The sequence below is a fragment of the Hymenobacter piscis genome (assembly GCF_018760735.1).
Classification (GTDB): domain Bacteria; phylum Bacteroidota; class Bacteroidia; order Cytophagales; family Hymenobacteraceae; genus Hymenobacter; species Hymenobacter piscis.
The window spans coordinates 54,427-81,073 of the sequence record NZ_JAHHZN010000009.1; the positions used below are offsets into that span (position 1 = coordinate 54,427).

Below are 26,647 nucleotides of genomic sequence, written 5' to 3' on the forward strand. Positions count from 1 at the left end.
ACCAATCGCCGTTTTAGGGCGCGTCGGGGCCGGGCTCATCGGCCGCCGGGCAGCCCGGCGCGGGCGGCGGCAAGAGCGCGGCAGCCACGGGCCAGGCGCTGCTGCGGAAAGCCACCGTGCGCAGGCCCGGGTGCGGAAAGCTGGCGGTGGGCGGCAGCAGCATGGGTTGAGCAGCGGGCAAACTCAGGGCCTGTTGCACGGTGCGCACGGCCCCGGCGGGCACGGCACGGGCCGCCAGCTCCGCGAGCAGCGGTTCACCCGGCACCTCAGCCAGCCGCGCCGCCAGCAATTCCTCCAGGGCCTTACGGTGCGCCACCCGAGCGGGGTTGGTACGAAAGCGCGCATCGGCAGCCCAGGCCGGCCGGCCCAGCACGGTGCACAGCTGGCGGAATTGCCCGTCGGAGCCCACGGCCAGCAGCAGCTGAGTACCGTCGGCGGCCCGGTACACGGTGCCGTAGGGCACAATGCTGGGGTGGCCCGAGCCCAGCGGTTGCGGATCCTGCCCCGTGACGAGCACAGTGGCCGCCTGGTTGGCCAGCGAGGCCAGGGCGCTGTCGTGGAGCGATACTTCGAGCCGGGCGCCGCGGCCGGTTCGCTCGCGCTGGTAGAGGGCCAGCAGCACGGCTTCCTTGAGCTGGTGGGCCGTGAGCACGTCGAGCAGGGCCACGGGCATTTTCTGGGGCAGCTGGCCGGGCCCGGGAGCGTTGAGGTGCATGAAGCCGGTTTCGGCCTGGAGCACGGCGTCGTAGCCGGCGCGGGGGCTGGCCGGACCGTAGCCGGTGATGGCCCCGTAAATCAGGCGCGGATTGCGGGCGGCCAGGGTGGCGTAGTCGGCCCCGAGCTTCTCGGCGTCGCCGGGCTTGTAGCTGGTCAGCACGATGTCGGTGGTGGCGGCCAGCTCGTGCAGCTGCTGCCGGCCGGCGGCCTCAGTCAGGTCGAGAATGCGGCTGCGCTTGCCCCAGTTGGCACTGCTGAAGTAGGCCGTCACGGGGGCATCGGCTGGCTCGGCGGCCGTGCGCCAGGTACGGGTCACGTCACCGGCCGGGGCTTCGAGCTTGAGCACATCGGCCCCGAGTTCGGCCAAAAACTGCCCCACCTGCGGCCCCGCCAGCACCGAAGCCAGCTCCAGCACCCGCAAGCCGTGCAAAGGAAGGTCAGGCATTGGAGTGAGTAGTGAGTAGTGAGTAGTGAGTAGTGAGTAGTGAGTAACGATACGAGGTTCTGCTTCAAAGAACGTCATTCCGAGCTTGCCGAGGCATCTCGCGTGCTGACGTTGGATTACCATTACAATGTCAGCATGCGAGATTCCTCGGCTCCGCTCGGAATGACGTTCTTTCTACCTCTCACATTCTCACCTGTCACCTCATCACCTCTCGCCCCTATAGCAAACACCCCCGGTCGCGGAGGCCGGTGCGAGGGTTGGTAAAGCGTTCCAGGCGGCCGTTGTGGAGCAGGTAGAGTATGTCGCAGAGGGCCAGCACTTCCTTGTTGGTCGGTGAGCAGGATGCCTTTGCGGGGCCGCACGCGGCGGATTTCCTCGGCCAGCGTTTCGAGGTGTACGGGCGTGATGCCGGTGAAAGGCTCGTCGAGGAGGGAAAAATCCGTGTCGGTGTGCAACAGCAGCAGCACTTCCAGCCGCCGCGCGGTACCGCCCGAGAGTTCTTCCACCGGCCGGTACTGTTGCTGCCCGAACAGCTCTGAAAATGCCGCCAGGACGGCCAGATGGCCCCTACAACGCCTGCCCGGAATAGTCTGTCGGACGCTGGCGAAAGTATCAACGCCCGGCGGGGGCGCAGCCGGGCAAGAAAAAACCCTCACTGCATTACGCAGTGAGGGTTTTTGGTGATCCCGCTGGGATTCGAACCCAGGACCCATACATTAAAAGTGTATTGCTCTACCAGCTGAGCTACAGAATCCTTTACTTTGCAACCGGCGGGGGTTATTCGCTGATTGTGGCACAAAAGTAGAGGCCCAGATTTAATCGTGCAACTGTTTTGCGTAAAAAAGCCTGCCTTTTTTTCTTATTCCTGACTACGGTTCTCCAACCTGTTCAGGCCCAAAAAGTTAGTTCTGCGCTTCAGAAGGCGGATTCTCTGTTTCAGGCTGGTCAGGTGGCGCAGGCTTACCCACTGTTCCGGCAAGCCCGGGAGCAGGACGGGGTACAGTCGGGCCGGCAACTGCTGCGCATGGCCTACATTCAGGAGGCGCTCGGGCACTATCCGGCAGCGTTGTACTACCTGAGCGTGGCCCAGGCCTGGCAGCCCCGCTACGGCACCTGGCGCAAAATGGTGACCCTGGCCCAGGAGCACCGCCTCACCGGCTACCCTGACACGTGGCGGCAGAACTTGCTCATTGGTTTGCAACGCTACTACTACCGCCTGCTCCAGGTCATGCTGATGCTGGCCATTGTGGGGGGCCTGTTGCTGGGGCTGCGCCGCCGCACCGCCGACCGGGCCTGGTGGGGCATTTACGCGGCCTACCTGCTCAGCATCGGGCTGTTTCTGAACCTGCTGGCCCCGGCGCGGATAGGCTTGGTGGCCCGCCCCCGGGCCCCGCTCATGGCCGGCCCCAGCGCCGGGGCCGCCTGGCTGACCACTGCCGCCGCCGGGGACCGGTTTGAAGTGCGTGGCCGCCAGGACATCTGGTACCGCGTGCAGTGGCAGGGCCGCGACGCCTACATCCGCCGCCCCGATTTGCTCCTGGTGGAGTAAGGGCACCAGTTGTCAGTTTCTGGTTGTCAGTTGTCAGTTGTCAGTTGTCAGTAAAAGAACGTCATCCTGAGCGGAGCGAAGGACCTTATCACGTAAAAACGACATCGTAATAACGACCCGTTCGAGCGTGATAAGGTCCTTCGCAAGCTCAGGATGACGTTCTTTTACTGACAACTGACAACCAGAAACTAACAACCAACAACCAACAATACGCCTTACAGGCTGAAATCGGGCTCTTCTTTGCGGAAGTGGTTGAGCACGAGCTTGTCGGCGAGGCCAGGGAGCAGTTTATTAAGGAGCACCGTGAGCTTGCCCTGGCCGGTGAGCACCAGGTCGCGGCGGCGCTGGCGCACGGCCGCGAGCAGGTGTTGGGCCACTTCCTCGCTGCTCATCATCTGCTGCTCGTCGCGGGGCGACTCGCCCTGCGGGGAGCCGTCGGCGGCCAGGGCCACGTTGCGGATGTTGGAGGCCGTGAAGCCGGGACAGGCCAGCAGCACGTGCACGCCCTGGGGCAGCAGCTCGGTGCGCAGGGCCTCCAGGAAACCGTGCATGGCAAACTTGGAGGCCGAGTAGCCCGTACGGCCCGGCAGGCCCCGGTAGCCGGCAATGCTGCTGATGCCCACAATGGAGCCCTTCGCGGCCGTGATGTGGGGCAGGGCAAACTTGGTGGCGTACACCGTGCCGAAGAAATTGGTTTGCATCAGCTGGCGGATGACGTCCAGGTCGGCGTCGCGGAAGAGGGCGCGCATGCTGATGCCGGCGTTGTTGATGAGCACGTCGAGGCGGCCGAAGGCGGCTACCGTTTCCTGCACGGCCCGCTCCGAGTCGGCTTCCACGCCCACATCGGCCCGGATGGTTAGGTGAAGAATCCCGAGGCGGGTGAGTTCTTGGGCGGTTTCCCGCAGGCGGGCTTCGTTGCGGCCCGTGATGGCCACCCGGGCGCCGGCCTGCCCGAAGGCCAGGGCCGTGGCCCGACCGATGCCCGAGGTGCCGCCCGTGATGAGCACTACTTTATCTTTCATAACAGCAGAAAAAAACGGGGCGGCCGCAGCCCCCCCATGAGGGGCCGCAAAACTACGGCAAAATCAGCCGGCGTATCAGGTATCCCCGCCGGCCGGCGCCCGGGCCGCCGGCTGTAAAATCACGGTGCCGGAACCGCGCATTTTGTTTGGGATTGGGCTACCTTCGGGCTTCGTCTTACATCCGCTTTTATTCTCGATTGTTATGCCCCTACCTATACCCCGACTCCGGGGTGGGAAAACGGGATTCGCCCCGGCCCTGCTGGCCCTGGCCCTACCGCTTTTCCCGCTCCTGGCGCGGGCCCAGACCTGTCCGCCTGCCGCCGCCAGCTGCACCCCCGGCAACGCTCCCGCCGCCACCAGCGCCTTCGGCATGGGCATATTCAACGTGACGCTGGGCGGCCTCAACCATACCACCGACGGGGCCCAGGACGGCTATAAGGATTATGCCTGCTCCCAGACGGCTACCCTGGCCGTGGGCACCGACGTGCCCATCAGCATCCAGACCAACCCCAACGCCGACGAAACCGTGCGGGTCTGGGCCGATTTAAACAACGACGGCGCATTTGCCGCCACCGAGCTGGTATTCAGCTCCAACGCCAGGCGCCTGCACACGGGTACGGTGCGCCTGCCCGCCAGCACCGTGACGGGCCTACGCCTGCGCCTGCGCGTGGCCGCCGACTACTCCAACGCCCCCGTGCCCACGGCCTGCTCCACGCCCCAGTATTCGCAGACCGAAGATTATGCCCTGCTGGTCACCAGCAGCGCCCAGGCTCCGGTGGCCGATTTCCAGGCCACTCCCACCCAGACCTGCTCCGGCGTAGTACAGTTCACCGACCAGAGTCAGAACGGCCCTAGCAGCTGGCAGTGGAATTTCGGCGACGGCACCACCAGCACCCTCCAGAACCCGCGCCACACCTACGCCGCGGCCGGCACCTACACCGTTTCCCTCACGGCCACCAATACCGTAGGCAGCAGCACCAAAGCTCGCCCCAGCTATATCAGCTACGACAACCTGGTGCCCGTGGCGGCCGCCTGCACGCCCGCCACCACGGCCTACTGCTGCGGCTACGGCATCACGCAGTTTACGCTGGGCAGCTTTACCAACGCCTCGGCCAACGGACAGGCCGGCTACGAGGATTTTACCTGCTCGGGGAAGTCGGAAGTGACGGCCGGCAACCAGTATCCCGTGCGCCTGACCACCGGCCCGGCCAACCCCCAGGATACGCGGGTGTGGCTGGACGCCAACAACGACGGCGTGTTTGCCGCCGGGGAGCTGCTGTTTGAGGCCCTGAACACCATCAACCCCTCCGGCACCCTCCAGATTCCGGCCACGGCCCTGCTCGATACGCCCCTGCGCCTGCGCGTGGTGTCGGATTTCGTGGGCTCGCCCTTTACGGCCTGCGGGGGCATTCAGTACGGCCAGGCCGAAGACTACACCCTTACCGTGCGCGTGAACGTGGCCCCGCCCACCCCGGAATTCACCTCCGATTACGTGGCGGGCAGCTGCCAGACCAGCATCCGGTTCAGCGACCTGAGCCAGAACGGGCCCAGCAGCTGGCGCTGGGATTTCGGCGACGGCACCACCAGCACCCTCCAGAACCCGAGCCACACCTACGCCGCCACCGGCACCTACACCGTGTCGCTGGCCGCCACCAACGCCTACGGCACCACCACCAGCACCCGCCCCGGCTACGTGGTGGTAACGGTACCCTGCCTGCAATACTGCGCGGCCGCCGGCAACAACGCCGGTTTCTGGATTACCAACGTGCGCCTGGAAACGCCCCAGACCACCGCCTTCAGCAATACCTCCGGCGCCGACCCCCGGGGCTACGGTAACTACGCGGGCCAGCTCATGACCATGCGCCAGGGCCAGAACTCCACGCTCCAGGTAACGACCAACGCGGCCTACCAACGCGTAACCAGCGTGTGGATTGACTGGAACCGGGACGGGTTCCTGGCCTCGTCGGAACTGGTTTCCAATGACCTCAGCTACACCCAGACCAGCATTGTGGTGGCCGTGCCGACTACGGCCGACGTGACCGGCATCACGCGCATGCGCATCATGGCCCGCCTCGACAACAACACGGCCCAGCCCTGCACCGGCAGCCAGCTGCGCAACAACACCGAAATTGAGGATTACAGCGTGCTGGTAGTGCCCCTGACGGCGGCCAGGGCGGCCCGGAACCTGCCCGCCCTGGCCGTGTTTCCCAACCCCACCGCCGACGGCCTCCTGCGCCTGACCGAGCCCGGAACCCCCGATACCTACGCAGTGGAGGTGGAAAGCCCCCTCGGAGCCCGGCTCTACCAGGGGCAGCTGCGCCTGGGCTCCGGCCTCGAAGCCGGCCTCGACCTGAGCCACCTGCCCCGGGGCCTGTACGTGCTGCGCCTGCGCGGCACCCGCGGCCAGAGCGCCGTGCGCCGCCTCGTGCGCGACTAAGCTGAGTTACCGCCTTTGTTTTGAGTGGCCGACCTGCCCGGCAGGTCGGCCCGGTTCTTTTTTATCCTGCGTTATGCACCCACGTTTACTGCGTATTAGTTTACTTCTGTTCTGGCTGGCCCTGCTGGTGGGGGCGCGGCCGGCGGCCGCCACCCACCTGCTGGGCGGCGAAATGAATTACAAGTACCTCGATGCCAACGGCCCGGCCAATGCCCCCTTCCGCTACCAGATTGCGGTATTGGTCTACCTCAACAAGGAAGCCGGTTCTGTCGCCCCCGACGGCCGGCCCTGGGTAGACATCACGTTTTACAATAAGTCGCAGAACGGGGCACGCATTATGACCGTTTCGGTGCCGCGCTCCAGCTTTGCGGAAGTCACGCCGCCCACCTCCGTCAGCTGCACCCTGCCCAACAGCCAGCCCCCGCGCGTGACGCTGGCCAAGTACGAGACGACCGTGAACCTGCCGCTTTCCTTCGACGGCTACTACGCCCTCTACACGGACCTGGCCCGCAACGTGGACGTGACCAACATTCTGGACCCGGGCAACACCAACATGACCCTTTACACGGACATGGCCCCGCCCCTGCTGCCCAACACGTCCCCCGTTTTCTCCGATACGGCCGTGGCCGTCATCTGCCAGGGCGACACCAGCATCATCCTCAACAACGCCTACGACGCCGACGGGGACCGGCTGATTTACGCCTTTGGCACCCCCTACCAGGGAGATGCCCCCTTCGGCAACTTCTCGCCGCCGCCCCCATCCGTCAGCTACGCCGCGGGCTATAGTGCTACCCAGCCCTTTGGGGCGGGCAGTTATGCCTTTCTCAATGCCAGCACCGGCCTGAGCCGCTACTCGGCCCCGCGCCAGGGCAAGTACGTGGTGGCCGTGGATGTGAAAGAGTACCGCACCATCAACGGCCGGGAAGTACTGGTGGGCACCACGCGGCGCGATATTCAGCTGGTGGCCCGCCCCTGCCAGGCCAACCGGCCGCCGGTATTCACCCCGGCTTCGGTGGCCGTGCGGGATTATACCGTGGAAGAAGGCCGCCCCCTGACGTTCAGCGTGACGGCCACCGACCCGGAAGGCAAGCCCCTGACCATGAAAATCAACAGCGCCCTGCTCGATGGCTCCGGCGCCTTTGACTTCAGCGTGAACGGCAACCAGGGCACTCTGCCGGCGGGCAGCGGAGTGGGCAGCGCCAACGTGACGGCCACGGCCAGCATCACGGGCCAGTTTGAATTCAATACCCGCTGCGGCGACGCCCGGACCACGCCCTACGACGTGGTGGTGACCGTGACGGACAATACCTGCGGCAGCAAGAGCGTAGCGGAAGTATTCCGCATTATCGTGACCCGCGCCGCCGGCCCCAGCGGCATCGTGGGCGACACGGCCGTGTGCGACCGGAGCCAGGCGCTGACCTACGCCGCGGCCGGCCCCACGGCCAGCTCCTATCGCTGGACGGTGCAGGGCGGTACCATTCAGGGTTCCGCCACGGCCCGCAGCGTACAGGTGCTCTGGGGCACGGGCGCCACCGGCACCATCACGCTGCGTAGCCTCTCGGCCGGGGGCTGCGCCACCGATTCCATTTCCCGCCGCGTGACCTTCGGCCAGGGTACGCTGAACGTGACGCCCAACGTGACTATCTGCGCGGGGGCCGCCACCACGCTGACCGCCAGCGGGGGCCAAGCCTACGCCTGGACCAGCAGCACCGGCCAGACCTTCACCGGCGCCAGCATCACCGTTTCGCCCACCCAGACGACCACCTACACCGTCACTACCACCGGTACTACCTGCGCACTCAGCCGCCAGGTAACCGTGACGGTAAATGCCACCGCCGTAGCCAACGCGGGCGCCAACCGGGCCGTGTGCGCGGGCACTACCACCACCCTCGGGGCCGCGGCCCTCACCGGCTACACGTACCAGTGGAGCCCGGCCGCCGGCCTGAGCAGCGCCACCAGCGCCCAGCCCGTGTTCACGGCCTCCACTCCCGGCACCTACACGTTTACCCTCACGGCCACGGCCCCGGGCAATTGCACCGCGACGAATACCGTGACCATCACTGTAAACCCGGCCGCCGTAGCCAATGCCGGGGCCAACCGGGCCCTGTGCTCGGGCGAGGCCACTACGCTCGGGGCAGCCGCCCTCACTGGCTACACCTACCAGTGGAGCCCGGCCACGGGCCTGAGCAGCAGCACCAGCGCCCAGCCCACGCTCACGCTCACCAATGCCACCGGTGCCCCCGTCACGGCCACCTACACGCTCACGGCCACCACGGCCCAGGGCTGCACGGCCACCAGCACCGTCACGGTGACGGTCAATCCGGCGGCCGTGGCCAACGCCGGGGCCAACCGGGCTCTATGTTCGGGAAGCAGCGTGACGCTGGGCTCGGCGGCCCTCACTGGCTACACCTACCAGTGGAGCCCGGCCACCGGCCTGAGCAGTGCCACCGCGGCGCAGCCTACGCTCACGCTCACCAATACCACCGGCGCCCCCGTCACGGCCACCTACACGCTCACAGCCACCACGGCCCAGGGCTGCACGGCTACCAGCACCGTAACCATCACCGTGAACCCCGCCGCCGTAGCCAACGCCGGGGCCAACCGGGCCCTGTGTTCGGGCGAGGCCACTACCCTCGGCACGGCCGCCCTCCGCGGCTACACCTACCAGTGGAGCCCGGCCACGGGCCTGAGCAGCAGCACCAGCGCCCAGCCCACGCTCACGCTCACCAACACCACCGGTGCCCCTACCACGGCCACCTACACGCTCACGGCCACCACGGCCCAGGGCTGCACGGCTACCAGCACCGTAACCGTCACCGTGAACCCCGCCGCCGTAGCCAGTGCCGGGGCCAACCGGGCCCTGTGTTCGGGCGAGGCCACTACCCTGGGCACGGCCGCCCTCAGCGGCTACACCTACCAGTGGAGTCCGGCCACGGGCCTGAGCAGTGCCACCAGCGCCCAGCCCGTGTTCAGCCAGCCGAACACCGGCGCCCCCGTCACGGCCACCTACACGCTCACGGCCACCACGGCCCAGGGCTGCACGGCCACCAGCACCGTAACCGTCACCGTGAACCCCGCGGCCGTAGCCAACGCCGGGGCCAACCGGGCCCTGTGCTCGGGCGAGGCCACTACCCTCGGCACGGCCGCCCTCAGCGGCTACACCTACCAGTGGAGCCCGGCCACGGGCCTTAGCAGCGCCACCAGCGCCCAGCCCGTGTTCACGGCCCGCAACGCCACTTCGGCCCCGATTACGCTTACCTACATCCTCTCGGCCACTACCGCCCGGGGCTGCCTGACCCGCGACACGCTGCGCCTGACGGTGAACCCACGCCCCGCGCCCGACAGCATCCGGGGCTCGGTTTCGGTCTGCCCCACGGTGCAGGGCGTGGCCTATAGCATTCTGAACCCCACCAACTCGGCCTACCAGTGGGAGGTGACGGGCGGCACCATTGCCAGCGGCCAGGGCACGGCGGCCATTACCGTGAACTGGGGCGCGGCCACTGCCAACGCCTCGGTGCAGGCCTTCCAGTTTAACTCCTTCGGCTGTTCTTCTGACACCATCCGCCTGCCGGTGCGGGTGAATCGGCAGCTGGCCACGGCCCGGCCCACCGGCCCGCTGCGGGTCTGCCTCGCCGATGGCCCCTTCACTTACCAGACCGCCTACACCAACGGCTCGGTGTATGCCTGGCAGCTTGTGGGCGGCACCCAGGTCAGCACCAGCCAGGCCGCGGTGCAGGTACGCTTCACCCAGCCCGGCGTGGCCAAGCTGGTGGTAACCGAATCCAGCAACCCGGCCGGCGGCATCTGCCGGGGCCAGAGCGATACGCTCTACGTGACGGTGCTGCCTTCCCCGGCCACCACTCTCACCGTAGCCGGCCCCGACCGGGTGTGCGGGGCCAGCGGTGACCTGACCTTTACGCTGCCCGGCTCCGCTACCTCGGCCTACGTGTTCACGCTGAACGGCGCCCCCGTAACCTGCACCGGCAACACCGTTACGCTGCCCGTGCCCGCCGTGAGTGCCACGCCCTACACGCTCAGCGTCCGGGAAACCAACGCCAACGGCTGCGCCGGCCCGCTCTACAGCAAAATCTTTCTGGTAGTGCCCCCGCTCGCCATTACCGGGCCGGCCAACTACTGCCCCGAGTCCCGCACGGGTCTGCGCTTCACGGTGCCGGCCTACGCGGGCGGCCAGTTCCAGTGGTCGGCCCCCGGGGCCACCATTACCGGCGGCCAGGGCACCAATACGCTCACCCTCGATGTGCCCGCCGGCTCCACCAACGTCACGCTCAGCGTCACCGATGCCAACCCCGCCGCCCAGAGCTGCGCGGCCACTTTCACGCTGCGGCCCGATAACGCCGCCGTGGCCCTGAGCACGGCCTCGGTGGAAGCCGCCGGCCAGGACCGCAGCATCACGCTGGCCCTGGCCGTGCCCAACAACACGGGCAACGGCAACCGCGTCCGGATTCTGCGCCGCGACGCGGGCAGCACCGCCGCCTACGCAGCCGTGGGCGACGTGGCCAACACGGCTACCAGCTTCACCGATATCGGCGTGGACGCCGACGCCCGCGCCTACCAGTACCGCCTCGACCTGACCAATGCCTGCGGCACCGTGCTCAGCAGTGAGGAGCACACCACCATCCTGGCCACGGCCACCGCCACGGAAAGCCCCGACCCGCGCCAGGCCGGCATGGTTCAGGTGAGCTGGACGGCTTACCAGGGCTTCCCGGTGCAGGAATACCGCATCAGCCGGGTGGCCGACAACGGCGCGGCCGAGCTGGTGGCCACCGTCAGCGGCACCACCCTGAGCCTGGAGCAGGCCAGCGGCACGGCCGGCTTCAGCCAGTGCTTCCGGGTGCAGGCCGTCAGCACCGAGGCCACGGCCCGCACGGCCTTCTCCAACGATGCCTGCGTATCGTTTGATAACAAGCTGGGCTTCTACAACATCATCACCCCCAACGGCGACGGCAAAAACGACGTGCTCACCATCAACAACGTGCACCTCTACCCCGCCAACACGCTCACCGTGTACAACCGCTGGGGCAAGCAGCTCTACGAAACCCGCAACTACCGCAACACCTTCGGGGGCGAGGGCTGCAGCCCGGGCATGTACTACTACCTCTTCCAGCTCGATAACGGCACCAGCTACAAAGGCTGGTTTCAGATTGTCCGCTAGAGCCCGTCTGCTCACCCAAAAAGCGTCGTTCAGGTCCCATCTGAACGACGCTTTTTTGCGTGCACGCCTTCCCTTATTTGTCACGCAGCCTCTCCGACACGAACTCCGGGGCTTTCGACACGACTCCCAGCCCCTTCGACACGACTCCCAGAGCGTCCGATACGACTTTCAGAGCGTCCGACACGACTCCCAGAGCGTCCGATACGACTTTCAGAGCGTCCGACACGACTCCCAGAGCGTCCGATACGACTTCCAGAGCGTTTGACACGACTTCCGGAGCGTCCGATACGACTTTCAGAGCGTTCGACACGACTTCCGGGCCCTTCGACACGACTTCCGGAACGCTATCCGCAGAATCCGTGCAATCCGATGCATCCGTCTGAATTCGTGATTACCTTTGCAGCGTGAGAAAATCCGTTAAAAACATCCCGGCGGAGCTGCTCCGCGAAGTCGAAATTACCGACATGGTGGCCGAGGGCAAGTGCCTGGTGCGCCGCGAAAACCTGGTCATCTTCGTGACGCAAGTGGCCCCCGGCGACGTGGTGGACCTGCGCGTGACCAAGGCCAAAAAGAACTTCCTGGAGGCCGTGCCCACGCACTTCCACAAGTATTCGGAGCTGCGCGTGCAGCCGTTCTGTGAGCATTTCGGTACCTGCGGGGGCTGCAAGTGGCAGCATTTGGGCTACGAAACCCAGCTCCAGTTCAAGCACCAGCAGGTGGCCGACACCCTGCAGCGCATCGGTAAGGTGGCCCTGCCCGACATCCTACCGATTCAGGCCTCCCCCGACCAGACCTACTACCGCAACAAGCTGGAGTACACCTTCAGCCACAACGGCTGGCTCACCAACGAGCAGATTGCCAGCGGCCACAACTACGAGCGGCGCGTGTTGGGCTTCCACACCCCCGGCCGCTTCGATAAGATTCTCGACATCAACCACTGCTGGCTGCAGCCCGACCCCAGCAACCAGATCCGGCTGGCCGTGCGCGACTACGCCCTGGAGCACGACCTGCCCTTCAACAACCTCGTGACCCAGGAAGGCTTCCTGCGCAACCTCATCATCCGCACGGCCAACACCGGCGACCTGATGGTGATTCTGCAGTGCTACTATGCCCACGACGCGCTGTTTCCGCTGCTGGATTTCCTGCACGAGCGGTTCCCGCACATCACCTCCCTCAACTACGTGCTCAACGACAAGGGCAACGAAACCTTCCACGACCTGGAGGTGGTGTGCTACCGGGGTGAGCCGCACATTCACGAGGAAATGGAAGGCCTGCGCTTCCGCGTCGGTCCGAAATCGTTCTACCAGACCAACTCCGAGGGGGCCTTCAACCTCTACAAAATCACCCGCGACTTCGCCCAGCTCACTGGCTCGGAGCTGGTGTATGACCTCTACACCGGGGCCGGCACCATCGCCAACTTCGTGGCCCGGCAGGCCAAGCACGTAGTCGGTGTGGAGTATGTGGAATCGGCCGTGCAGGACGCCTACATCAACTCCGAAATCAACGGCACCACCAACACCGAGTTCTACGCCGGCGACATGAAGGACGTGCTCAACGCTGAGTTCATTGCCAAACACGGCCGCCCCGACGTGGTCATCACCGACCCGCCCCGCGCCGGCATGCACCCCGACGTAGTGGCCCGCCTCCTCGAAATGCGCGCCCCCCGCATCGTGTACGTCAGCTGCAACCCCGGCACCCAGGCCCGCGACCTGGAGTTGCTGGACGAAGCCTACCAAGTGGTGAAAGTGCAGCCCGTAGATATGTTCCCCCACACCCACCACGTAGAGAATGTGGTATTGCTGGAGTTGAAGTAGCTGGTGTGGCTGCCGAGGAACACATACCTATTATCTGGCAGAATCAGGAAATCGGGACTCTCCTGAATCCGGTGCCAGATATGTGGTATCTAGAAGGTTCCTGGGTTAGCAACAACACTCCATCTGCAAATTCCTTTGAGTCAGCAGCCAGAGCGCTCAATGCCACAGCCACATTCAACAATCTAAAGGAGGGGATTGAGGTTTCGTTACAGGATAATGAAGGCAGTCAGACACTCGCCATTGTTATTTCCTTAACTGACCCGCATACCCTGTTCTTACGAAGGATAAATAGCAGCTTACATGACGTACCGGCTGAGACAACTGAAAGTATTTTCAGTTCAATTCTTCGAAAAATCACTGCCTTGATAACCCAACTGTAGTAACAAGTTGACTACGAACCACACCAAAGCTCTCTAACTGAATAATTAAGTACCTCAGCACCACTACCAAGTATTTTGCAGAGTTGCGGCCGGCACATATGTTTCCCCACACCTGTCACAGAAAAAGCCTGATGCTACTGAAACTGAAGTAAAATGCGACCTATGGGTGTTCAGTTCGAACTAGTAAACCTTGATAAGGAGGAGGTTATTTCTTTTGCAGGGATTGATGCCGGCAATAAGATGCGAGAACTCGCTGGGACAATTGTTACCAGTAACATTGTAACATGGTACTTGCTCCAAAATATTGGGGACCGAATAAGTTTTGTAAATGACACAAATGAGTCGCATGTCTTGTTCGGTCGTACTTACAGCAAAGACACCTTAGCCGCTTATCGAGATGTTACGCATCAATCAATCAACCAATTGATTGATGCTGGCATATTACGTCAAGCAGGAAATAAGATGGTTGATGAAGAAGAAGGGCTTTCTTATCAAGTCTTGCTCAACATTTGGGATCCAGCCATTCCAAGTAATAAATAACGTAATGGACTACACCAACGACCCCGAACTGAACGGCAAATACCTCGGCACCATCACCAAGGATTTCGCTACCGTTTCTGATACGCTGAGCGAGGCTTCCTCGCAGATCCGCAAGCGGGATATTTCCAAGTATCCCATCTTCGTGTTTGCCCGCCAGGAGGTGCCGCTGGGCGGCCTGCTCATCAACGCCGATGAGCTGAACCTGGAGTGGCACGTGTTTGCCAGCTACCTGGAGCTGTTCGTGCAGCAGGGCATCGTGGGCCAGGACGGCATCGAAGCCTTCCAAAGCACCTACCGCGACCCAAACGAGTACTGCTGCCTGTTCGTGCTCGATGAGGAGTTCACCAACTTCGTCTACATCCCCTACCCGGAGGATTAACAAACCCTGTCATCCTGAGCAAAGCGAAGGACCTTATCACGTATGAACGACAATCGTATCAACGACTCGTTCCAGCGTGATAAGGTCCTTCGCTTTGCTCAGGATGACAGGGTTTTTATTCTACTCCCCCTACTCAAAATGCTCAAACCCCTGCGCCTTCAGCGGCACCGGCTGGCCGGCTTTGGTGATGAGGTTGGCGCCTTCGCTCTTGTCGACCATGTGGCCGATGATAGTGATGTCGGGGTGGTTTTTGATTTTGGCGTGGTCGGCGAGCGGGACGGTGAACAGGAGCTCGTAGTCTTCGCCGCCGTTGAGCATGCACATGATGGGGTCGAGGTTGAACTCCTCGGCCACTTCCAGCGTGGGGTTGGCAATGGGCAGGTTCTCGGTGAAGATGCGCGCCCCGGTGCCGCTGGCCTGGCAGAGGTGGAGCACCTCGGAAGCCAGCCCGTCGGACACGTCAATCATGCTGGTGGGCGTCACGCCCAGGTCGCGCAGCTCGTGCACCACGTCCATGCGGGCTTCGGGACGGAGCTGGCGCTGGAGCACGTAGGGGTATTTGCCGAGCTCGGGCTGGGTTTCGGGGTCGGCCTGCCAGGCCTGCTTCTCGCGCTCCAGCACCTGCAGGCCCAGGTAGGCCCCGCCCAGGTCGCCGGTTACGCAGAGCAGGTCGTTGGGGCCGGCCCCGCTGCGGCGCACGGCTTTGCCGGCTTCGGCCTGGCCCAGGGCCGTGATGCTGATGGTCAGGCCGCCGCGGCTGCCGGTGGTGTCGCCGCCCACCAGGTCCACGTTGTAGGCTTCGCAGGCCAGCTTGATGCCCTCGAACAGCTCCTCCACGGCTTCCACCGTGAAGCGGGCCGGAATGCTGACCGCCACCACTAGCTGGGTGGGCAGGGCGTTCATGGCGGCCACGTCCGATACGTTGACGGCCACGGCTTTATAGCCCAGGTGTTTGAGGGGGCAGAACGTGAGGTCGAAGTGCACGCCTTCCACCAGTAAATCGGTGCTGATAACCAGTTCCTGACCGGCGGCCGGGGCCAGAATGGCCGCGTCGTCGCCGATGCCGAGGATGGTGCTGGGTTGGGTGAGCTGCACGGTTTGCTGAATCCGGCGGATCAGGCCAAACTCGCCTACTTGGTCAAGGGGCGTCATATTCATCACAGATTACGTTGATTTCTCACTGATTTCGCTGATGCAAACGGCGCGGGGCCGTCTGGGGCCAAAACAACCGCAAAGGTAAGGCGGCCGCAAGTAAGGGCCCGTCCGGCGTCGGTGCCGGCCAGGACAGGGTTTCCCCGGGACCTTTTGCCCGCAACCAGCGGCACTTTCGATGGGCCCGGCTCCTGCCCTTACCCTTCGCCTTGCCGGGCAGCCGGCGCCCGTCCCGGAAGAGAATCGGCTTCGTGAGGCAGGCCCCAGCCACCCCTACTTATCCCTGATTCTGTGCAGAATAGCGAAGAGAAGGAGTCCAAACTTTTTCTTGCTAACGAACGTTAGCAATGGTATATTTGACCTGCTTTTCCCGCCCGCTCCTCCCCATGGAACCCACCCTGCTTTCCCGCAAAGACCAGATCGACCACGTGGCTACGGCCCTGTTCCGCACCCGGGGCTTTGCGGCCACCAGCATGCGCGAGCTGGCCACGGCCCTGGGCATGGAAGCGGGCAGCATCTACTCCCACATCCGCAGCAAGGAGGAAATCCTGCACCGCATTTGCTTCCGGCTTGCCGACCGCTTCTTTGCGGCTTTCGAAGACGCTGCAAAGAACGATACGCTGCCCGTGGCCGACCGCCTGCGCCGTGCCATAGAAAGCCACGTGCAGGTGCTCACGGAGGATGTGGCCGCTTCAGCCGTGTTTTTGCACGAGTGGCGCCACCTTTCCGAGCCGGCCCGCACCGAGTTTCTGGCCCTGCGGGAGCGGTACGAAGCGGGGTTCCGCCAGCTGCTCGGCAGCGGGGCCGCCGCCGGCACGCTGTATGCTCCCGACCCTGCTTTTGCGGCCCTTACCCTGCTGGCCTCCCTTAACTGGCTGCCCGCGTGGTACTCGCCTGAGGGCAAGCTGGCCCCGCCCGACATTGCCCACCGCCTCGCCAATCAGCTCCTGTTTGGGCTGGAAGTGCGGGCTTAGTATTGAGTAGTTGGTAGTGAGTAGTTAGATGGCGTTCGTTAGAACCCATTTTCAATTTCTACTCTTAATCTACGTTTCAAAGTCTCAATACTTCATACCAATTACTCAGTACTAACTCAAAACCCCACCACCATGTACGGCTCCGCTTCCACCCACGATATACCCGCCAAAGCCACCACCGGCCTCGAGAACGAAGACCCCATCCTGCTGGCCGAATTTGAGGCCCGCATTGCCCGGGGCGAAAAAATCGAGCCCACCGACTGGATGCCCCAGCTCTACCGCAAGCAGCTCACGCGCATGATTGAGCAGCACGCCCACTCCGAAATCATCGGCTCCCTGCCCGAGGGCACCTGGATTACGCGCGCCCCCGGCTTCCGCCGCAAAATGGCCCAGATGGCCAAGGTGCAGGATGAAGTGGGCCATGCCCAGCTGCTGTACTCGGCTGCCGAAACCCTGGGCAAAACCCGGGAGCAGATGCTCTCGGACCTAGTGAACGGCAAGAGCAAGTACAGCAACGTGTTCAATTACCCCACTCCCACCTGGGCCGACTCGAACGTAATTTCCTGGCTGATTGACGCGGGCGCCATCGTCAACCAGATGGCCAATGCCAAGGGCAGCTACGGCCCCTACTGCCGGGCCCTGGACCGGATCTGCGCCGAGGAGGCCTTCCACCTCAAATACGGCCACGACGCCGTGGTGCATATGGCTACCGGCACGCCTGTTCAGCGCAAGATGATGCAGGAAGCCCTCAACCGCTGGTGGCCCGCCATCATGACCTTCTTCGGTCCTTCCGACAAGATGAGCGTGCACACCGAAATCCTGATGCGCTGGAAGGTGAAGATGGCCACCAACGACGCCTGCCGCCAGCAGTTCCTGGATATGTACGTGCCCAAAATCTGGGAAATCGGCCTGACGTTGCCCGATGCCAACCTGCGCAAGAACGAAGACGGTGTGTGGGAATTCACGGAGCCCGACTGGGAAGATTTCAAGCGCGTGATTAACGGCGACGGCCCCTGCAACGCCGAGCGCATTGCCGTACGCCGCGCGGCCGAGGAAAACGGTGCCTGGGTGCGCCGCGCCCTGCTGCAGCCCCAGGCCCGCTACGTCCGCCCGCTGGCGTAATTTCTAATGTGTTGAATGTGGGAAATGTGTTGAATGTGCCGAGGGTGTACTCAACTCATTTTCCACACTCTGCACATTTTCCACATTCTGCACATTAGCCAAAATGCTTTCCTCCTTCGATCCGCGCATCAACCGGTTGGGCCTGCCCGAATCGGCCCCGCCCCCGCCCGATAAGGCGGCCCTGGACCAGTTCCCGACTTACGAAGTGTTCCACCAGCGCAAAGAAAACGCGGCCTACGCCTACGTGGGGCCGGTGCACGCGCCCGAGGCCGACGTTGCCTTCCTCTTTGCCAAGGAGCAGTTCAGCCGGCGCTTTCCGTGCACCGGTCTGTGGGTGGTGCCCACCAGCGCCATTCAGGTAACCGGGTACGTCGGCGACCAGGAATCGGTGTACGACCAGTTGCCGCTGCTGCCGGCCGATGCGCTGCCCGCCGCTGCTGCCGCAACGGATGAAGCCTACGATATCTTTCACCTAAAAAAGCGCGGCAAGGCGCACGCCCACGTGGGTCAGGTGCGCGCCGCCTCGCCCGAAGCCGCCTTGCAGCAGGCCAAAGCTGCCTTCGGCGACCAGCGCCCGGTCGTGAACGTGTGGGTGATTTGCAGCGCCGATGTGCTGCGCTCCGACGACGACGACCGGGACATGTGGACGACCACCCCCGACAAGAAGTACCGCGAGGCCATTGCCTACAAAGTGCAGGACCGCATCGACCGGTTCAAGCAGGAAGGCTGATTTTTTTAATGTGACTGAATATGGAAATGTGGGTGAATGTGCACCGGGCATTTTCACATTCACCCACATTTCGCCCATTTCCCACATCACAATCGATGAACCCCACCCTCGACCTTCTTTACCGCCTCGCCGACGACCAGCTGATTCTGGGCCACCGCAACTCCGAATGGAACGGACTGGGTCCGATTCTGGAGGAAGACATTGCCTTTTCGAGCATGGCCCAGGACAAGCTCGGCCACGCCCTGCAGCTCTACACCCTGCTCCACGAGCTGGGCGAGGCGGAGCCCGACACCGTGGCTTTCACCCGCAACGCCCCTCAGTTTCACTGCTGCCAGCTCACGGAACTGCCCATCGGCGAGTACGACTTCAGCCTGATCCGCCACTTCCTCTTCGACCACGCCGAGCTGCTGCGCTTCGAGGCCCTGGCTGGCAGCTCCTACGAGCCCCTGGCCCAGGTGGCGCGCAAGGTGAAGGGCGAGCTCAAATACCACGTGCTGCACGCCAACACCTGGGTCAAGCGCCTGGGCTCGGCCACCGAGGAAGCCATCGGGCGGATGCAGGCGGCGCTGGAGTTCACCCTGCCCTACGCCCTGGGCATTTTCGAAACCACGGACGCCGAGCCCGACATTATCCGCAGCGGCCTGTTCATTGGCGAAGCCGAGTTGCAGGCGCGCTGGGAAGCCAGCATTGGCAAGGTACTGGCCCAAACCGCCCTCACGCTGCCCGATCTGCGCACCCTCACGCCCGTCGGCGGCGGCCGCCGCGGCCAGCATACCGAGTACCTGCAGCCCCTGCTGGACGAAATGGCCGAAGTATTCCGCCTCGACCCCACCGCTGACTGGTAAGGCTAGATGAAATTATTGGATTACGCTAGAACGGCCACGCTGGTGAGTCGGCACCCGCCCCACGAAATTGCGCGCCGCCTGACCGTGGAAACTGCTCCTACCAAGTGGTATGATATCTTCACTATGCAGCAATTCGTAGGCGATGTTTATGCGGAGAGTGGCTTCCGTATTCAACAGACCGGCCGCAGTCAACTTCGCATTCAGGGTAGCATAAGGCCGCTGGATTTCGGGGGTAGTCAGATTGATTTGACGTTTGAGAATAGGACTTCTAATAAAGTGTCCCGAGCTGTTCTGCTTCTCATCGTCAGCGTTTTTCTGCTGACAGCCTGCATTTTTATCTGGCGCGAGGGTTTTTCCTTTACACATCTGTACTTTGTCTTGATTCCGCTTTTGATGGTGATTTTGATAAATCTAGGGCCTAACATGGAGTACGACCTTAGTCTGATGAGGCTTCGTGAGTTGCTCAATGCAAAAAATGCCGAATAAAACGGGTTGACCAGTTAGGTAGCGGCGGAATCAATTGTAGGTAACGGGGTAAGTCTTTGGCTGAAACCTGTTCCTCGCTGACCTATTCACAAAGCCCTGTCACCCCTCAACCCCACCCCACCCATGCCCACCACCGAAGCGCAAATTCTCGACTGGCTGCAAGCCGTGACGGACCCCGAGATTCCGACGATTTCGCTCGTGGATCTGGGGGTGATTCGGGAGGTGCGGGTGGAGGACGACGGGGGCGTGCACGTGCGTCTGACGCCTACCTTCGCCGGCTGCCCGGCCATGGACTACATGCGCCGCGACGTGGAAACGACCCTGCTGGCCCATGGCATCCCGCGCGTCACCACCGAAATCAGCCTGCGTGACCCCTGGACCTCGGATATGGTCACGGACCGGGGCCGGGAGGGGTTGCGCCGGCACGGGCTGGCCACCCCGCCCAAGCTCAACGGCGGCCTGCTCGACCTCGATATTCTGGAGTACGCCGAGTGCCCGCGCTGCCACACCACCAACACGGAGCTGCGCACGCCCTTCGGGGCCACGCTCTGCCGGGCCGTGCACTACTGCCACGACTGCCGCCAGCTTTTCGAGCAGTTTAAACCTATTTGACGGGTTGGGCGGCCCGGTTGTGGCCGGTTAACCAGCGCTGATTTTTTTTCAGGCAGAACCGATTGATTTTCGGGTGGTTTTCGTTGGGCTGCTACACGTTTTTTTTCGCCTGCCTGTCTATGAAGCGCTTTACCTCGCTGCTGCTGCTACTCACGGCCCTGCTTTCGGCCAGCTGTAACCGGACTCCCAAACCTCTCGATCCGGCTTCGGCAGAAGCGGTAAGGGTGCAGCTCAACATTCTGCGCGATACCGTGGCGGCCAGTTGGAGCGAAATGCTGGCCTCCGACGACGCCAAACTGCGCGATACCCGCCAGTTGCTGCGTGAACTCACCGCCCAACCCGGCCCCGACCGCGCCCAACTGGCTCAGCTCCAATACGCCAACGACCGGCTGCCCGGGCGCCGCTACAACCAGCTGACCATGGCCGAGTCGGCCCGCATTGATGCCTATGATGCGGCTCAGGATTCCTTATTACAGGTGGTGTACCGCCTAGCGCTGCCGGCCGACCGGGAGCCCAGCCCCATGGTGAAGGAGCTGACTGCCCGGATTCAGGCTGCCGACGCCGACCTGATTGCCTACCGCGTCCACTACGATCAGGCTGTCACCCGCTTCAACGATTACCTGGTGGAGCACGCTTCGGAGCTGCAGCAGCTTGGTGGCGCTTACGCTACACTAGAACCCCTGCCCCGGTTTACTATCGGGAAATAACAATCAACGTTCCAGCCTTATTTCCAGTCGGGCCGGGTCGCATTCTGGAACAGCCGCACACGGTTGCGTCCATCTAGGTCCATCACCCAAACCTCCGGCACCGACTGGGCTACGTTGTTGACCTGCACAAAAATAATCCGGGCCCCATCCGGGGCGTAGCGGGGCAGCACATCGTTAAAGCCCAGTGGCTTGCCCGAGGTGGACGTACCGCTTACTCCGGCTGACACATCGGTTACACCAGTACCATCCAGATTCTGCGTGAACACGTGCGCGTTGAGCTGGCGGCCGGTTCCATCCTCGAAACCGTCCAGGTCGCGGGTATAGAGCAGGCGGCGACCATCCACGCTGAAAGAAGGTGAATCGAGCCGGCCGGGCTGGTTGCGGACGGCCAGCGTCAGGTTGGTGCCATCGGCATTGAGCAGGTAGATTTCCGCGTCGTAGACGTTCACGCCTACCGTTTGCACCGCAATGCGGTTACCGAGCGCCGTCCAGTCGCACTCCCGGAAATGGCGGTTGGCGGGGGCCGTGGCCAGCAGCGTCAGCCCGGTTCCGTCGCGGTTAATGCGGTAGAGCTTGTTGTAGCTGCTGTAAATCAGCTGGGACCCATCGGGCGACCACCGGTAGCCGATGCCCTGGTTGAAATAACCATCCACCGGCTGCAACGTTACCTGCCGGCTGTCCGAACCGTCACGGTTCATCGTGTAGAGCTGAAACTGCCCGGTTGCGTTGGAAGTATACGCCACCCGGTCGCGGTTGGGGCTGAGCTGAGGGGCCGTTTCGATGAACGGAGAGGACGTGAGCCGGAGCAGATTGGCGCCGGTTTCATCGGAGGAATAAATATCGGTATTGCCATTCTCAGTGCGGGCAAACAGGTAGCGGTTGTCCGGCTGGCTTTTGGTCTGGAAGCTCCAGACCTCACCCCGCACGGTTTCGCCGGCCTTGTCGCGCACCGTTACCTGCCAGAAATAGGTGGTATTGTATTTCAGGTTCGTGACGGTCACCATCGTGTCGCGGGAGTTGCTCAACAGTTGGCGACGGTCGGTAGAGTTGCTTTCGTAGAGCAGCACATCGTTACGGAGCGTGTCGCTTTTGCCATCGGGGTCGCTGACGCGCCACGTCAGCGTGAGGCTGGCATTTTGGTCGGAGGCTTTGTCGGCAGGGCTGGGGCTGGCGGGCCCGTTGGGCCGGCGATTGGTACCCACCGCTTCTTCCAGCAGGATGCGCACCTCCGTCGTAGCATCCAGATTTACCTGCACGTTCACGGTTTCCTGCTTGTAATCCGTCTTCTTGACGCTCAGTGCATACTTCCCCACTGCCAGATTGGAGATATCGAATTTACCCTGGGCATCGGTGGTATAGGAGGAAGTAGCCGGGTTGGTGGTAATGACCACGTTGGCTAAGGGTTGATTGTCCTGACTATCGAGCACCACGCCCGAGAGGCTTCCGTTTTGAGCCGGTTCAATTGTCGTATCCTCACATCCCAACAGGGCTTGCACGCATAGTACAACCATCAGCAGCCGGGCTGCCAGGCGCAGATAAGATAACATCAGAGGGGGAAAACGGGTGGGAAACAAGCGGGAGAAAGAGCGGAAGAGGTGGGTAAAACCAGTGAATCAGAGCCGGACGAGAGAATCCTGGGCCAGCAGGCGGTTATCGGCCCCAAACAGGCGCAGATGCACCCGGTACTGATCGGCCTCGCCCACGTTCAGGGTACTTTGCGAAAGCACCCCACTCTCCCGGGCCCCAATCGTGAGGTATCCCGATTGTGCATTGTGGCTGGTACCGGCCGCGCCGCGCCGGTCGGTCACCATTTCGTAGCGGACTTCCAGCGTTTGGTCGGATGTATTATGGCAGCGGCCTACCAGCGTCAGGAGCGCCCCTTCGCGCCGGGCATCCAGGTGTACCTGGCAAGGGCTGGGCGACTGCGGCCATATTCCGCCCAGCGGGGCGAGCAACAAATATAAAAAGGGGTTCATACGACTGGCTTTTAGCGAATTGGCAAAACCTTACGAAGCACTCCGGGCAAACCCGGAATGCTTCGTAAGAGGATATTCAGGGCAGTTGGGTGGCTTTGCCCTGCTCAATCATCACGTTGATGCCGTTGCCGCGCATCGTTACGTTGTAGCCCGGGGCATTGCCCCCGGTTTCACGTTGCAGCAGGTTGTTGTTATTGCCCTGCTGCTCCACTGAATAGCGCTGGTTGTCGCGCACCAGTTGCTGATCCACTTGGTTGCGGTTGCCGTTCTGCAGAATGTTCGACTCGGTATTGTAGCCCGTCAGGTCGCTGACGGCCACGTTGCCTGTGCCCACCTGCGTGATGGTAGTGCGGTTAGCCAGCCCCGTTTGCAGGGCGGCGGCGGCATTGCCGTTGCCGGTTTGCAGAATGGTAGCCACATTGCCCCGGCCAGCACTCAGCAAGTGTTGCTCAATAGTCGCTTGGTTGCCGTTGCCCTGTTGGGTAAGCAGGGCCTGGTTCTGGTTGTCGGGGCTAGCAGCGGGCAGCAACGCCGGGGTGGCACCGGCCTGCTGAATCAGCTGCTGGCCCGTACTGATATCCTCCGGATCTTGGCTCCGCTGCGCCCGGGCCTGCGTAGCGGCCAGCAGTGCCAGGCCCCAGAACAAATGCTTGATTGATGGTATCATACATTGAAATTGAAAACGTGAAGAGAAGGCGTAGTACACTATATGTAGCCGGAACCGATGCTTTTACCAGTTAGCTATTATAAAAATAAGTTTAATTATTAACAATAAAATTATAAAATTAAACTTTATGATAAACCATAAAAGCACCCGCCGACTACATGCAGTGGCGTGGTGCTTTTACTAGGAGAGAACAGATGCACGAGGTACTGCAGTCAGCTCGGTATACGTCAGCAGGCAATGAATCCGATAGTGCTGGCAAGGAGGCCGACTGATCCGGCGGGATTCAGTCTGACCGCCCTTCGCCATGCTGCCCGGGCCATGCGCTGCTGACCGGCGGGAGCCGACTACGGATGGTTTTGCTTTACCAGGCTGGTGTTATTGCTGCCAATCTGGAGTACGTCGCTGGAGTTACCGGTCATGCCCTGGTAGGTTGAAGCCGAGTTGCTGGAGCCCAACTGACGCTGACGGGCGTAGTGGTCGTCGCCATCCTGATCGATGTAGGCGCTGTTACCGGGCCGGAAGTCGGCGGCGGCACTCTGCTCCTGCACGGCCGTGTTGCGGTAGCCGTCCTGCTCGATGCGGGCATTCTGCTCATCCAGCAACTGGGTCTGGGAGGCGCGGTTGTTACCCCCAATCTGCTCCACGTAGGCCCGGCTGTTGTAGCTGTGAATCAGGCCACCCTGGGTCTGCTTGGAGATGTTCTCGTAGCCGCTTTGCGTGGCCGTTGCTTCGTTGTACAGGCCCCGCTGGTCCTGATCGGCATTGTTGGCCCGGCCAATCTGCGAGATGCTGGCTTTGTTGCTCAGAGCGCTATAGTCGAGGGAGGCACGCTGGCGCTGGCGGGCGACGTTGCCTTCGCTGCCACTCTGGAAAATGGTGGCCTCGTTGGTCGTTCCGGTCTGCTCCTGGGTTGAGGTATTCATACCGCTAAGCTGAGTAGCCGTGGCTTTGTTGCCATTGCCAACCTGCGTCTGGGTGGCCGTGTTGCCATTGTCGCGCGGAATAAAGTCGCCCTGAGTTACCTGCGCCTGGTTATTATTACCAGTTTGGGTTTGGGTAGATGTCTGGAAGCTGTTTTTCTGAACCGAAGAAGCGGAGTTGGATGAGCCCGCGTTCTGAGTCTGGGTGATGCTGTTGCTGTTGCCCGTCTGCGTACCCGAGGCCGTGCTCGAGCTACCTGCCTGCGTAACTGTAACGCTGTTGCTGTTACCGAGAGAGGAAGAAGACTGCGTATTGCCCTGAGCGAAGGCACCACCGGCAATCAACAGGGAGGCGGCAAGGAAAGTGAGCTTTTTCATGATGAGAGTGGGATTTTACGTAAAGTTTACTTGCATTAAAGAACTATTTTTTATTACCTCCGGAGTAATAACATAAATCTATATCAATAAAGTTTAATTGCAAGCATGTGTTAAATAAAAATTGTTAAACTTAACTTTAAAATAATCATATATAAAGTGAACACCGCCAACAAGGCCCCATAAAACACTGATAAACAACACCATCTGCATTTAGCGAAGGGACTGGCGTTGGCCGGCGGGGTTGCGACCCAGATAAAAAGTGAGACCACCACGCAAGGAGCCATATGAATCATTATACGTTCCCAGCGTAATCCTATCGAGCTGATCAGTCAAAAAGTAACGCCCCTCCAGGCCCACACTCAGGCCCACCCGATCGGTAAGCAGGTACTCCACTCCCACGCCGGCCGTGAGATGCCCCAGAGCAGCACGGGCATTAGTCCCTCGTGCTCGGGCCGTAACGCCGCCGCCGGCCAGCACAAATGGCGTAAACCGATCCTGAGGAAACAACCGGTACTGGCCGCACGCTTCCAGGTAGTTAAAGGTTTCCCGGTAAAAGTCGCCGGCCCCCAGCTCAAAGCGTCCCAGGTGCACGGATGCGGCCAGCTTCGGGTTTACGGCCTGATAATGCAGACTCAGCTGGCCACCGGCCCGCAGCTGCGGGCTTTTGAAGTCACCGTTGTAGCGGGTAGCGGCTCCGCTCAGGCTTAGTCCCAGGCGCCCGCGCCGCTCCCGCTGCACACGGCCCAGCACGTCAGTCTGCTGGTTTTCGGCTTTCTCGCGCAGATAAGCGGCCACGGCGGGCCCTTGCACATCGGCCTCGTTCAAGGGCGACCACAGGTTATCACGAATGCCTTCATAAATCAGGGCTTCCACCGATTTTTCAATGGCCTCCTTCACCGCCATCTCGGTGGGCTCATTGTACGTGAAGCCGGTTTCAGTTTCCAGCAGGCGCTTAAAGTTCACGAACCGGAACAGACTGGCATCTACCTGCTGAGAGAGAATGGTTTTGGAGGTGTATACGGTTTTGAGAATTTCGCCCGTGCTGGTACTGATGGCCCGCAGATACACCGTTACGCGGTCCTGACGGTACTGGCCCGAGGCCCCGGCCCCAAAATAGCGCAACCCCGCCCCGCCCGTAATCACGTTGGCATCGTAGGATACTACCCCGCCTTCGAGCAGAATGCCAGCGAACAACAGGGAAGGCAGCGCCGGTTGCCGCTGGCCGGTCAGGTCCTGGTATTCGGCCCGGCTGGAACGGATGATTTTGCGCTCGTTGAGCAGGTTGCCCAGGTTTTCGCGCTCAATGGGATTAAACCAGCGTGATTCCTCCAGGGCCCGCAGCAAAATGCTGGTACTTCCCTGGGTGATGGCCGTTGAGAAACTCGACCCGTTTTGGCTGGGCTTGTACTGACCGGTCTGGTCGCGGAACTTATAGACGGCAGCCACAATCCGCTCCCGGGGCGGCGGCAGCTGATAGAGCGCCCGGTTGCCCTCCACATCGGCTCCCAGCCGGGCCTTTTCCGGCGTAAACGACTGATGAAAAAACGGGGCGCAGGCCGTAGCTGCCCCCCAAACCCCCACTCCCAACAACACCCGACGACACAAGGAACGTAGCATAGGTA

The 26,647-nt window shown here is 62.2% G+C and carries 22 protein-coding genes and 1 tRNA gene; 14 read left to right on the forward strand and 9 right to left on the reverse strand.

Annotation, left to right across the window (positions count from 1 at the left end):
• Positions 1–13: 13 nt before the first annotated feature.
• Positions 14–1,162 carry a CaiB/BaiF CoA transferase family protein gene (locus KLP40_RS11450; protein WP_246558784.1) on the reverse strand — a complete coding sequence of 383 codons (1,149 nt, stop codon included), beginning with the start codon at positions 1,160–1,162 and terminating at the stop codon, positions 14–16.
• A 299-nt stretch (positions 1,163–1,461) separates the two neighbouring features.
• On the opposite strand from KLP40_RS11450, the gene KLP40_RS11455 reads away from it, so the two are divergent.
• The gene (locus KLP40_RS11455; protein WP_215593917.1) at positions 1,462–1,701 is read left to right on the forward strand and encodes a hypothetical protein; all 240 of its coding nucleotides are present in this window, start codon (positions 1,462–1,464) and stop codon (positions 1,699–1,701) included.
• A gap of 139 nt (positions 1,702–1,840) precedes the next feature.
• Here KLP40_RS11455 and KLP40_RS11460 read toward each other — a convergent pair.
• Positions 1,841–1,916 (reverse strand) — tRNA-Lys (locus tag KLP40_RS11460).
• 195 nt (positions 1,917–2,111) lie between these two features.
• Between KLP40_RS11460 and KLP40_RS11465 the strand changes: the two genes are divergently transcribed.
• Positions 2,112–2,711, forward strand: a complete 600-nt coding sequence (locus KLP40_RS11465; RefSeq protein WP_215593918.1) for an SH3 domain-containing protein — start codon at positions 2,112–2,114, stop codon at positions 2,709–2,711.
• Between the two features lie 215 nt (positions 2,712–2,926).
• On the opposite strand, the gene KLP40_RS11470 is transcribed toward KLP40_RS11465, so the two are convergent.
• Positions 2,927–3,733: an SDR family oxidoreductase gene (locus KLP40_RS11470; protein WP_215593919.1), complete on the reverse strand. Its 807-nt coding sequence runs from the start codon at positions 3,731–3,733 to the stop codon at positions 2,927–2,929.
• Positions 3,734–3,935: 202 nt separating this feature from the next.
• Between KLP40_RS11470 and KLP40_RS11475 the strand changes: the two genes are divergently transcribed.
• The 5 genes from KLP40_RS11475 (at position 3,936) to KLP40_RS11495 (ending at position 14,456) form a co-directional block, all read left to right on the forward strand.
• Positions 3,936–6,170 carry a GEVED domain-containing protein gene (locus tag KLP40_RS11475; protein WP_215593920.1) on the forward strand — a complete coding sequence of 745 codons (2,235 nt, stop codon included), beginning with the start codon at positions 3,936–3,938 and terminating at the stop codon, positions 6,168–6,170.
• Positions 6,171–6,243: 73 nt separating this feature from the next.
• Positions 6,244–11,343, forward strand: coding sequence for a T9SS type B sorting domain-containing protein (locus KLP40_RS21420; RefSeq protein ID WP_215593921.1), 5,100 nt, complete (start codon positions 6,244–6,246; stop codon positions 11,341–11,343).
• A 404-nt stretch (positions 11,344–11,747) separates the two neighbouring features.
• Positions 11,748–13,157 (forward strand): 23S rRNA (uracil(1939)-C(5))-methyltransferase RlmD, encoded by a 1,410-nt coding sequence (gene rlmD / locus KLP40_RS11485; RefSeq protein ID WP_394370031.1) that lies wholly within the window; start codon positions 11,748–11,750, stop codon positions 13,155–13,157.
• 542 nt (positions 13,158–13,699) lie between these two features.
• Positions 13,700–14,077: a hypothetical protein gene (locus KLP40_RS11490; RefSeq protein ID WP_215593922.1), complete on the forward strand. Its 378-nt coding sequence runs from the start codon at positions 13,700–13,702 to the stop codon at positions 14,075–14,077.
• A 4-nt stretch (positions 14,078–14,081) separates the two neighbouring features.
• Positions 14,082–14,456: a hypothetical protein gene (locus tag KLP40_RS11495; protein WP_190785279.1), complete on the forward strand. Its 375-nt coding sequence runs from the start codon at positions 14,082–14,084 to the stop codon at positions 14,454–14,456.
• Positions 14,457–14,585: 129 nt separating this feature from the next.
• On the opposite strand, the gene thiL is transcribed toward KLP40_RS11495, so the two are convergent.
• A complete protein-coding gene (gene thiL / locus KLP40_RS11500; protein ID WP_215593923.1) occupies positions 14,586–15,608 on the reverse strand; it encodes a thiamine-phosphate kinase in 1,023 nt (340 codons plus the stop codon).
• A 386-nt stretch (positions 15,609–15,994) separates the two neighbouring features.
• Here thiL and KLP40_RS11505 point away from each other — a divergent pair, with 386 nt between their 5' ends.
• The 7 genes from KLP40_RS11505 to KLP40_RS11535 all read left to right on the forward strand — a co-directional run bounded on the left by KLP40_RS11505 (position 15,995) and on the right by KLP40_RS11535 (position 21,084).
• Positions 15,995–16,582, forward strand: coding sequence for a TetR/AcrR family transcriptional regulator (locus tag KLP40_RS11505; protein WP_215593924.1), 588 nt, complete (start codon positions 15,995–15,997; stop codon positions 16,580–16,582).
• A gap of 132 nt (positions 16,583–16,714) precedes the next feature.
• Positions 16,715–17,704, forward strand: coding sequence for a 1,2-phenylacetyl-CoA epoxidase subunit PaaA (paaA, locus tag KLP40_RS11510; RefSeq protein ID WP_215593925.1), 990 nt, complete (start codon positions 16,715–16,717; stop codon positions 17,702–17,704).
• A 103-nt stretch (positions 17,705–17,807) separates the two neighbouring features.
• Positions 17,808–18,434 carry a phenylacetic acid degradation b gene (locus KLP40_RS11515; RefSeq protein ID WP_215593926.1) on the forward strand — a complete coding sequence of 209 codons (627 nt, stop codon included), beginning with the start codon at positions 17,808–17,810 and terminating at the stop codon, positions 18,432–18,434.
• Positions 18,435–18,529: 95 nt separating this feature from the next.
• The gene (gene paaC, locus KLP40_RS11520; RefSeq protein ID WP_215593927.1) at positions 18,530–19,279 is read left to right on the forward strand and encodes a 1,2-phenylacetyl-CoA epoxidase subunit PaaC; all 750 of its coding nucleotides are present in this window, start codon (positions 18,530–18,532) and stop codon (positions 19,277–19,279) included.
• A 6-nt stretch (positions 19,280–19,285) separates the two neighbouring features.
• Positions 19,286–19,765, forward strand: a complete 480-nt coding sequence (locus KLP40_RS11525) for a hypothetical protein (RefSeq protein WP_215593928.1) — start codon at positions 19,286–19,288, stop codon at positions 19,763–19,765.
• Positions 19,766–19,888: 123 nt separating this feature from the next.
• The gene (gene paaD / locus KLP40_RS11530) at positions 19,889–20,377 is read left to right on the forward strand and encodes a 1,2-phenylacetyl-CoA epoxidase subunit PaaD (protein ID WP_215593929.1); all 489 of its coding nucleotides are present in this window, start codon (positions 19,889–19,891) and stop codon (positions 20,375–20,377) included.
• Between the two features lie 119 nt (positions 20,378–20,496).
• Positions 20,497–21,084, forward strand: a complete 588-nt coding sequence (locus tag KLP40_RS11535) for a hypothetical protein (RefSeq protein ID WP_215593930.1) — start codon at positions 20,497–20,499, stop codon at positions 21,082–21,084.
• Between the two features lie 17 nt (positions 21,085–21,101).
• On the opposite strand, the gene KLP40_RS11540 is transcribed toward KLP40_RS11535, so the two are convergent.
• The 5 genes from KLP40_RS11540 to KLP40_RS11560 all read right to left on the reverse strand — a co-directional run bounded on the left by KLP40_RS11540 (position 21,102) and on the right by KLP40_RS11560 (position 26,642).
• Positions 21,102–22,631, reverse strand: coding sequence for a carboxypeptidase-like regulatory domain-containing protein (locus KLP40_RS11540; RefSeq protein WP_215593931.1), 1,530 nt, complete (start codon positions 22,629–22,631; stop codon positions 21,102–21,104).
• 66 nt (positions 22,632–22,697) lie between these two features.
• The gene (gene csgH, locus KLP40_RS11545; protein WP_215593932.1) at positions 22,698–23,060 is read right to left on the reverse strand and encodes a curli-like amyloid fiber formation chaperone CsgH; all 363 of its coding nucleotides are present in this window, start codon (positions 23,058–23,060) and stop codon (positions 22,698–22,700) included.
• Positions 23,061–23,136: 76 nt separating this feature from the next.
• Positions 23,137–23,727, reverse strand: a complete 591-nt coding sequence (locus KLP40_RS11550; RefSeq protein ID WP_215593933.1) for a hypothetical protein — start codon at positions 23,725–23,727, stop codon at positions 23,137–23,139.
• A 344-nt stretch (positions 23,728–24,071) separates the two neighbouring features.
• Positions 24,072–25,025 carry a hypothetical protein gene (locus tag KLP40_RS11555; RefSeq protein ID WP_215593934.1) on the reverse strand — a complete coding sequence of 318 codons (954 nt, stop codon included), beginning with the start codon at positions 25,023–25,025 and terminating at the stop codon, positions 24,072–24,074.
• A gap of 210 nt (positions 25,026–25,235) precedes the next feature.
• Entirely contained in the window at positions 25,236–26,642 is a 1,407-nt protein-coding gene (locus KLP40_RS11560; RefSeq protein ID WP_215593935.1) for a CsgG/HfaB family protein, read from the reverse strand.
• Positions 26,643–26,647: the final 5 nt, after the last annotated feature.

Coding starts and splice junctions, on each gene's coding strand:
- KLP40_RS11450 (WP_246558784.1), bottom strand. CDS start 1,162: ATGCCTGACCTTCCTTTGCACGGCTTGCGGGTGCTGGAGCTGGCTTCG.
- KLP40_RS11455 (WP_215593917.1), top strand. CDS start 1,462: ATGTCGCAGAGGGCCAGCACTTCCTTGTTGGTCGGTGAGCAGGATGCC.
- KLP40_RS11470 (WP_215593919.1), bottom strand. CDS start 3,733: ATGAAAGATAAAGTAGTGCTCATCACGGGCGGCACCTCGGGCATCGGT.
- KLP40_RS11475 (WP_215593920.1), top strand. CDS start 3,936: ATGCCCCTACCTATACCCCGACTCCGGGGTGGGAAAACGGGATTCGCC.
- KLP40_RS21420 (WP_215593921.1), top strand. CDS start 6,244: ATGCACCCACGTTTACTGCGTATTAGTTTACTTCTGTTCTGGCTGGCC.
- KLP40_RS11490 (WP_215593922.1), top strand. CDS start 13,700: ATGGGTGTTCAGTTCGAACTAGTAAACCTTGATAAGGAGGAGGTTATT.
- KLP40_RS11495 (WP_190785279.1), top strand. CDS start 14,082: ATGGACTACACCAACGACCCCGAACTGAACGGCAAATACCTCGGCACC.
- thiL (WP_215593923.1), bottom strand. CDS start 15,608: ATGACGCCCCTTGACCAAGTAGGCGAGTTTGGCCTGATCCGCCGGATT.
- KLP40_RS11505 (WP_215593924.1), top strand. CDS start 15,995: ATGGAACCCACCCTGCTTTCCCGCAAAGACCAGATCGACCACGTGGCT.
- paaA (WP_215593925.1), top strand. CDS start 16,715: ATGTACGGCTCCGCTTCCACCCACGATATACCCGCCAAAGCCACCACC.
- KLP40_RS11515 (WP_215593926.1), top strand. CDS start 17,808: ATGCTTTCCTCCTTCGATCCGCGCATCAACCGGTTGGGCCTGCCCGAA.
- paaC (WP_215593927.1), top strand. CDS start 18,530: ATGAACCCCACCCTCGACCTTCTTTACCGCCTCGCCGACGACCAGCTG.
- KLP40_RS11525 (WP_215593928.1), top strand. CDS start 19,286: ATGAAATTATTGGATTACGCTAGAACGGCCACGCTGGTGAGTCGGCAC.
- paaD (WP_215593929.1), top strand. CDS start 19,889: ATGCCCACCACCGAAGCGCAAATTCTCGACTGGCTGCAAGCCGTGACG.
- KLP40_RS11535 (WP_215593930.1), top strand. CDS start 20,497: ATGAAGCGCTTTACCTCGCTGCTGCTGCTACTCACGGCCCTGCTTTCG.
- KLP40_RS11540 (WP_215593931.1), bottom strand. CDS start 22,631: ATGTTATCTTATCTGCGCCTGGCAGCCCGGCTGCTGATGGTTGTACTA.
- csgH (WP_215593932.1), bottom strand. CDS start 23,060: ATGAACCCCTTTTTATATTTGTTGCTCGCCCCGCTGGGCGGAATATGG.
- KLP40_RS11550 (WP_215593933.1), bottom strand. CDS start 23,727: ATGATACCATCAATCAAGCATTTGTTCTGGGGCCTGGCACTGCTGGCC.
- KLP40_RS11555 (WP_215593934.1), bottom strand. CDS start 25,025: ATGAAAAAGCTCACTTTCCTTGCCGCCTCCCTGTTGATTGCCGGTGGT.
- KLP40_RS11560 (WP_215593935.1), bottom strand. CDS start 26,642: ATGCTACGTTCCTTGTGTCGTCGGGTGTTGTTGGGAGTGGGGGTTTGG.